Origin of the sequence: Micromonospora sp. M51 (assembly GCF_018070305.1) — a bacterium.
Taxonomy (GTDB): Bacteria; Actinomycetota; Actinomycetes; order Mycobacteriales; family Micromonosporaceae; genus Micromonospora; species Micromonospora parva.
Genome location: NZ_JAGPXZ010000328.1, coordinates 1 through 6,464, shown reverse-complemented (window position 1 = coordinate 6,464; position 6,464 = coordinate 1). Strand labels below are relative to the sequence as shown.

General features: G+C 72.8%; 4 protein-coding genes and 2 pseudogenes. 5 read left to right on the top strand and 1 reads right to left on the bottom strand.

Features of this window, described 5'->3' with window-relative positions; all coding sequences use genetic code 11:
• Both KBX53_RS18240 and KBX53_RS18235 read left to right on the top strand, forming a co-directional pair.
• A pseudogene (locus KBX53_RS18240) lies at positions 1 to 388 on the top strand (FAD-dependent oxidoreductase); the annotation flags it as partial.
• A gap of 213 nt (positions 389 to 601) precedes the next feature.
• Positions 602 to 2,002 (top strand): MFS transporter, encoded by a 1,401-nt coding sequence (locus KBX53_RS18235; protein WP_030334411.1) that lies wholly within the window; start codon positions 602 to 604, stop codon positions 2,000 to 2,002.
• A 91-nt stretch (positions 2,003 to 2,093) separates the two neighbouring features.
• On the opposite strand, the gene KBX53_RS18230 is transcribed toward KBX53_RS18235, so the two are convergent.
• Positions 2,094 to 3,626: a M1 family metallopeptidase gene (locus KBX53_RS18230; protein ID WP_210860553.1), complete on the bottom strand. Its 1,533-nt coding sequence runs from the start codon at positions 3,624 to 3,626 to the stop codon at positions 2,094 to 2,096.
• Between the two features lie 202 nt (positions 3,627 to 3,828).
• Here KBX53_RS18230 and KBX53_RS18225 point away from each other — a divergent pair, with 202 nt between their 5' ends.
• The 3 genes and pseudogenes from KBX53_RS18225 to KBX53_RS36415 form a co-directional block, all read left to right on the top strand.
• The gene (locus KBX53_RS18225) at positions 3,829 to 4,626 is read left to right on the top strand and encodes an SGNH/GDSL hydrolase family protein (protein ID WP_030334407.1); all 798 of its coding nucleotides are present in this window, start codon (positions 3,829 to 3,831) and stop codon (positions 4,624 to 4,626) included.
• A 146-nt stretch (positions 4,627 to 4,772) separates the two neighbouring features.
• On the top strand, positions 4,773 to 5,978 hold the full coding sequence (locus tag KBX53_RS18220) for a hypothetical protein (protein ID WP_247675814.1): 1,206 nt from the start codon (positions 4,773 to 4,775) through the stop codon (positions 5,976 to 5,978).
• A 52-nt stretch (positions 5,979 to 6,030) separates the two neighbouring features.
• Positions 6,031 to 6,464: pseudogene (locus tag KBX53_RS36415) on the top strand (hypothetical protein); the annotation flags it as partial.

Here is a 6,464-nt window from a genome sequence, read left to right as displayed (position 1 = left end):
CGCCGTGGCGGTGCAGGAGTTCGTGGACGACGGCACCGGTCAGGTGCGGGCGGTGCGGATCGCCGAGGTGACGGTGGAGAAGCGCGACGGCCGGCGGATCGTCACGGTGGTGCCGGGCTCCGAGCGGGAGTTGCCGGCCGATCTGGTGCTGTTGGCGATCGGCTTCGAGGGCACCGAGCAGCAGCCGCTGCTGGCCCAGTTCGGCGTGGCCCGCAACCCGCGGGGCGCCGTCGACGCCCGCGACGACTGGCAGACCGCCGCCGACGGGGTGTTCGTGGCCGGTGACATGCACCGGGGCGCCTCGCTGATCGTCTGGGCGATCGCCGAGGGGCGGGCGGCGGCCGCCGCCATCCACGGCTATCTGGGTGGTGTCGGTGCCTTGCCGGCCCGGGGGGGCCGGGACGCGCTGGCTCTCGCCGCTGGCTGCGCGGCGGGCGCCCGGCGGGTGCGGCTGGGCCGCTGCCGCACCGGCCGGGTATTCCCGCTGGTGAAGCCGCTCACAAAAGTGGGCAAAAGGGTTTAAGCCGACAAGACTTGTCGGCTGCCGAACCGCGCCGCGATCGGTGTGAATGCTCGTGCTGCCGATCGCTGGAGGATCGCCGTGGCCAGAGGTGCCACCTTCGCCGCGCTGCGCCACCGCAACTACCGGATCTGGGCGCTCGCCGGCTTCGTCTCCGTCGTCGGCACCTGGATGCAGGTCCTCGGGGTCAACTGGTACGTGCTGAAGGAGACCGGCTCGGCGACGTCAATGGGCTTCGCCGTGCTGCTCCAGGCGGCGCCCACGTTGCTGCTCAGCGTGTGGGGTGGCGTGCTGGCCGACCGGCTGCCCGCCCGCCCGTTGCTGATCGCCGCCCAGGGCGCCCACGCGGCGCTCGCCGCCGGACTGGCGGCGGTCGCCCTGACCGGGGTCGGCGGCCTGCCACTGATCTTCGCGATCTCGCTGGCCACCGGTGCCGTCTCGGCCGTCGAAGGCCCGGTGATGGGGCGCTGGGCGGCAAGCCTCGTCGACCGGGAGACGCTGGGCAACGCCCTGGCGCTCGGTTCGCTCACCAACTCCGCCGGCCGCATCCTCGGCATGAGCCTCGGTGCCGTGGTGGTGGCCGCCGTCGGCCCCGCCCTGCTGTTCGGCATCAACGCGGCCAGCTTCATCGCCGTGGTGGTGGCGCTGTTCGCCGTACGCCAGGGAGCCGTGCCCGGACTCGCGGTGCCCGACGCCGGGCCGAACCGGGGCGGTGTCCGCGCCGGGTTCACCTACCTGCGGGGGCAGCCGGTGCTGCTCCTCGCGCTCGCCCTGTCGTTCGTGCTCGGCAGCCTGGGCCGCAACTACCAGGTGACGATGGCCGCGATGAGCGACGGCCCGCTGCACGCCGGCGCCTCCGGGTACGGCCTGCTGTCGACGGTGTTCGCTGTCGGCACGGTGGTGGGCGCGCTCGTCGCGGCCCGACGGCGATCGCTGGGCTACCGGACGCTTGTCGTCGCCGGCCTGCTCGCCAGCGGGTTGCAGATCGTCGCCGGTCTCGCACCGGGCACCTGGAGCTTCGCCGCGGTGATCCTGCCGATCGCCGCCGCCGCGGTGGTCATCGACACCACCGTCGGCACCCGCGCCCAACTCGACACCGACAGCGCGATGCGGGGGCGGGTGCTCGCCGCCCTGGCGGTCACCGGCTCGGTCTCCGCCGCGGTCGGCGCCCCGCTGCTGGGCTGGCTCGCCGAACACGCCGGGCCCCGTCAGACGCTTGTCCTCGCCGGATCGGCCGCCGCGATCGCCACGGTGGCGGCGAGCGTCGCGCTGGACCGGCAGCGCGCCCGCACGGCTACCCTCGCGCTGGTCGTGCCGCGGCCCCGCCATCCGGTACGCCGGGCGGCGTTCCGGGCCGCCCGCATCGTGCGGCCCACCGGGGCGGTCTGTGTCATCGCGCCCGCCGACGCCGGTGCTGTCGCGTCGAACAGGACCCAGCTCAGGGAGCTGGCCACCGCCGGGCCGGCACCGACATCGCGGTGAGCGCGCCGTCCACCCCACGCCGAGATCCGCGCAACAACAGGAACGTGGTGCCTCCCTGAAGTTGCGCGGATCTTCAGCAGTGGTCGAACCTTCAGTGCGACATCAGGTCGTGGGCCTCGCGGATCTTGGCCCAGGACTTCGGCTCGGTCGGCGCGGCGGCCTTGCGGGCGACGCTGGCCACGTCGGGGCGGCCGGCGGAGAACAGCCAGGTGGTGAACAGGTCGTCCAGGTCCAGACCGGAGATCCGTTCGGCCAGCGCCTGGAACTGCTCGATGGTGGCGTTGCCGTACCGGTGCTCGGCGGTCCACGCCGGCAGGATCTCGAAGAACGCGTCGTCGCCGACGGCCAACCGCAGCTGGTGCAGGGTCATCGCGCCCCGGTCGTAGACGGCGTTGTCGAAGACCCGGGCGGCACCCGGGTCACCGGGCAGCACCTGCCAGAACTCGTCGTCGGCCGGGTAGCTGGCGTAGGTGAAGTCGAAGACCTCCTGGGCGGTGCCCTCGCCCTGCTCCTCCGACCACAGCCACTCGGCGTACGAGGCGAAGCCCTCGTTGAGCCAGATGTTGCGCCACTCGGCCACCGAGACCGAGTCACCGAACCACTGGTGGGCGTTCTCGTGGGCCACCACGTAGGTGTTGGCGCCGCGTCGCCAGAAACCCGGCCCGTACACCGGTCGGGTCTGCGTCTCCAACGCGAAGCTGATGCCGTCCACCGGCCCGGCCACGCCGCCCTGCGCCTCGAACGGGTACGGGCCGAAGATCCCGCTCTCCCAGTCGACGATCTCGGCGGTCCGCTCGATGCTGGCCCGCGCGGCCGGCCCGAGCGCCCCCAACGAGGTGCTGTACGCGTTGATCACCGACTGGCCGCCCGGTGTGGTGTCGGTGACGATGTCGTACTGGCCGATGGCCATGAAGGCCAGATAGGTGGCGGTGGGGGTGGTGGTCCGCCAGATCCACCGGGTGCGGTTGCCGGCCTCGGCCGCCGGGGGCCTCGGCTGCACGCCGTTGCTGATCACCTCGACGCCGGTGGGCACCGACACCGAGATGTCGTAGGTGGCCTTGTCCAGTGGGTGGTCGTTGCTCGGGAACCACCACCACGCCGACTCGGGCTCGTTGACGGCGAGCGCGCCGTCGTCGGTGCGCGTCCAGCCGGTGTAGCCGCCGACCAGCGTCTCCGACGGCACGCCGGAGTAGCGCACCACGATGGTGAGCTGCTGACCCCGGGTCACCGTGCGGGCCGGGGTGACCACCAGCTCGTGCGCCCCCGCGGTGCTGGTGGTCGCCGCCCAGCCGTTGACCCGGACCGACTCGACGTCGAGCAGGAAGTCCAGATTGAACGTCGAGAGGTCCTCAGTGGCGGTGGCGAGGATGGTGGTGGTGCCGGTGAGCAGGTCGGTGGCCGGGTCGTAGCGCAGCCGGACGTCGTAGTGCTCGACGTCGTAGCCGCCGTTGCCGTAGTCGGGGAAGTAGCTGTCGCCCAGGCCGGGCGCGCCGGGTTGCGGCGCGGCGGTGACGACCGGCCGGCCCCAGCCCGTCGGGGCCGCCTGGCCGGGGGTGCCGGCGAGCATGGTGCCGGCGGTGGTGAGGGTCAGGGCGGCGGTGGCCGCCGTGAGTGCTCGTCGCACGGGGTGGACTCCCTCCATCGGGGTGTTCGCCTCGTCAACCTAATCGACAACTGTGAACGTCGCCGACCCGCCGCGCGGCGTGGTCGCGCTATTCCATTGATGTCGATGTTTCGATAGCATTACCGCCTGGTAACAACCGTTCCGCCCCTGGCCACGCGCGCGGTCGCAGGATCCCACCATCCCCGTTCTGTGGAGGTCCGTCATGCCCCACCGTCCGCTGGCCCGCGCGCTGGCCGCGTTGGTCGCCGTCCTCACCGCCGCTCTGGGCGCCGTGCTCGTGCCCGGCACCGCGCAGGCCGCCGCCGTCAACTACGTCGCGCTCGGCGACTCGTACTCCTCCGGCGTCGGCGCCGGTCCGTACGATCTGTCCGGCTGCCTGCGCAGTCAGAAGTCGTACGCCCCGCTCTGGGCGGCCGCCCACGGCGTGACCACCTTCAGCTTCCCGGCCTGCGGCGGCGCTGTCACCGCCGACGTGCTCAACAACCAGGTGGGCGCCCTCAGCGCCAGCACCACCCTGGTCACCATCACCATCGGCGGCAACGACGCGGGCTTCGTCAACGTCATCACCAGCTGCCGATTCGGCAGCACCTCGTCCTGCACCAACGCCGTCAACACGGCCAAGACCTTCGCCACGACGACGCTGCCCGCCCGACTGGACGCGACCTACGCCGCCATCCGCAACCGGGCTCCCAACGCACGCCTGATCGTCCTCGGCTACCCGCGCCTGTTCGAGACGAACTCCTGCGGTTGGCTCGCGATGAGCACCTACAAGCGCACCATCCTCAACGAGGCCGCCGACGTGCTCGCCTCGGTCACGTCTGCCCGGGCCACAGCGGCCGGAGCCACCTTCGCCGACACCCGGTCCTCCTTCTCCGGGCACGGCGTCTGCGCCGGCGACCCGTGGATCAACGACGTCTCCGGGATCATCGAGGCCTACCACCCGGACGCCGACGGCTACCGCTACGGGTACCTGCCGGCGCTGAACGCGGTCACCGGCTGACGATTCCGCGCCACCGGATCCAACGCGGATCCGTCCTCGTACCCCCGCACCGGCCGGCGGCCGAGTGTCCCCTGTGGGCGCTCGGCCGTCGGCCGGCGTCGCGTCTGTACCCGATGCGTCACACTGAGTGGGATCGGAGGTGACGCGTGCGGCGCTCGGAGTTGCCCAAGCGGGAGTTGATCAGCCAACGGCAGTCGACAGCGGCCCGGGAGCGACTGCCGCCCGGCGGGTTGGAGCTCTTCGCGCTGCTCGCCCGGCTGCTGCGGCGGCCCCGTCGCGGTGACCGCCGGCTGCCGTTGCTGTGGCTGGTCCGCTCCGACACCGCGGATCTGGTGGTGCCGCTGCGCCGGTTTTTCGGCCAGGGCCCCCGACGGCGGGTCCCGCACGCCGTGCTGGACGCCGACGTGCCGCCCGGTGCCGGGGACGTGCCGGCGCTGCTGCGCGAGCTGCACCGGCAGCTCTCCCTGGAGGCCTTCGGCGCCGCCCGACTGCGCTTCCGGCACTATCCACTCGCCGACTGGCTCATGCAGCAGAGCTTCACCCTCGGCGTCGACGCCGACGACAGCCGCGCGGCTCTGGTCCGCCGGCTGCGCGACCGCAGGGGCCCGCGTACGCCGGAGGCGTTGCCCTCCGGCGGTGACGCGGTCAGCATCGTCTCGCAGGTGCTGCTCTGGCTGGTCCGTCGCGCCGTGCCGGGGGTGGTCTTCCGGGCTGCCGTCTCCGGTCGGGTGCCGGTGCTCGGCCGGCACTACAACTGGTTCATGCGCCAGCAGTACCTGGCGCCCCGGCAGTCGGTCACCTTCCTCGGCTTCGCCGAGCGCCTCACCGCCGGCTGGCGCGACGGGGAGCAACCCGACCAGGTCAACAAGCTGCTGCTGCACGCCTTCCTGGAGGACCTGCGGCAGGCGTACCGGCGTCGGCCGTGGCGCCCGTCGGACTGGCGGCGCACCGCGTACCCGGCGCTGCTGATCGATCACGTCGCCCCCGGCAACGTCGGCGGGGAACTGGTCCGCCTGATCGGCGACGTCCGCACCGAGACCGGGCGCAACGACCCGCTGCTGATCGTCGCGTCCGGTGGGCAACCCCCACCGGACCTGCCCGAACCGCACCCGCTGACCGAGGCCGAGGAGGCGTACGACGAGTGGGCCGAGGCGCTGCCGGAGATGCGACGGCTGCGCCGCCCGGCCACCTGGCTGGTGGCGCTGCGCCCCGACGAGACCGACACCGGCCCACCGTCGCGGGGCGGAGTGCGGCCGTTCTCCGCGCCCGACCCGCCGTGGTGGTCGCGGCGCTTTCTGCCGGCGGCGCTCTGTCTGGTGCTGGTGGCGGCGCTCGGCCTGTGGGTGGCCTAGCCGGTGGGGGCCGGGCTGTCACCCCTCGCTCACCGGTCAGGTCTCCGTCGAGGTGGCCCCCAGCGGTGAGTGTGTCGGCTACAGCGACAGCGCCGCGCAGGTGTTCAACAACGACCCCGGCCAGGACCGGCTGCGCACCGTCCAACGACGCATCTTCGCGCAGAACCGGGCCGCCGAGGAGGTCTGGCAGCGCAGCGACCGACGTCGGCCCTTCCTCACCCTGGTCTACCTCGGCACCCTGACCGGAAACCTGACCCGCGCGGACGAGGAGTCGTACGTCTCCGAGCGCGAGGAACTCGAAGGGATGGCCACCGCCCAGTACGCGTTGCTGAAGGAGTCGGCCGGCGCCGACGGCGCGGCGCTGCTGCGGATCGTGGTGGCCAACGCCGGCCGACAGATGATCTACGCCGACCGGGCCGTGGCGATGCTGGCCGGGCTGGCCCGCGACGACCCCACGGTGCTCGGGGTGGTCGGGCTGGTGGAGAG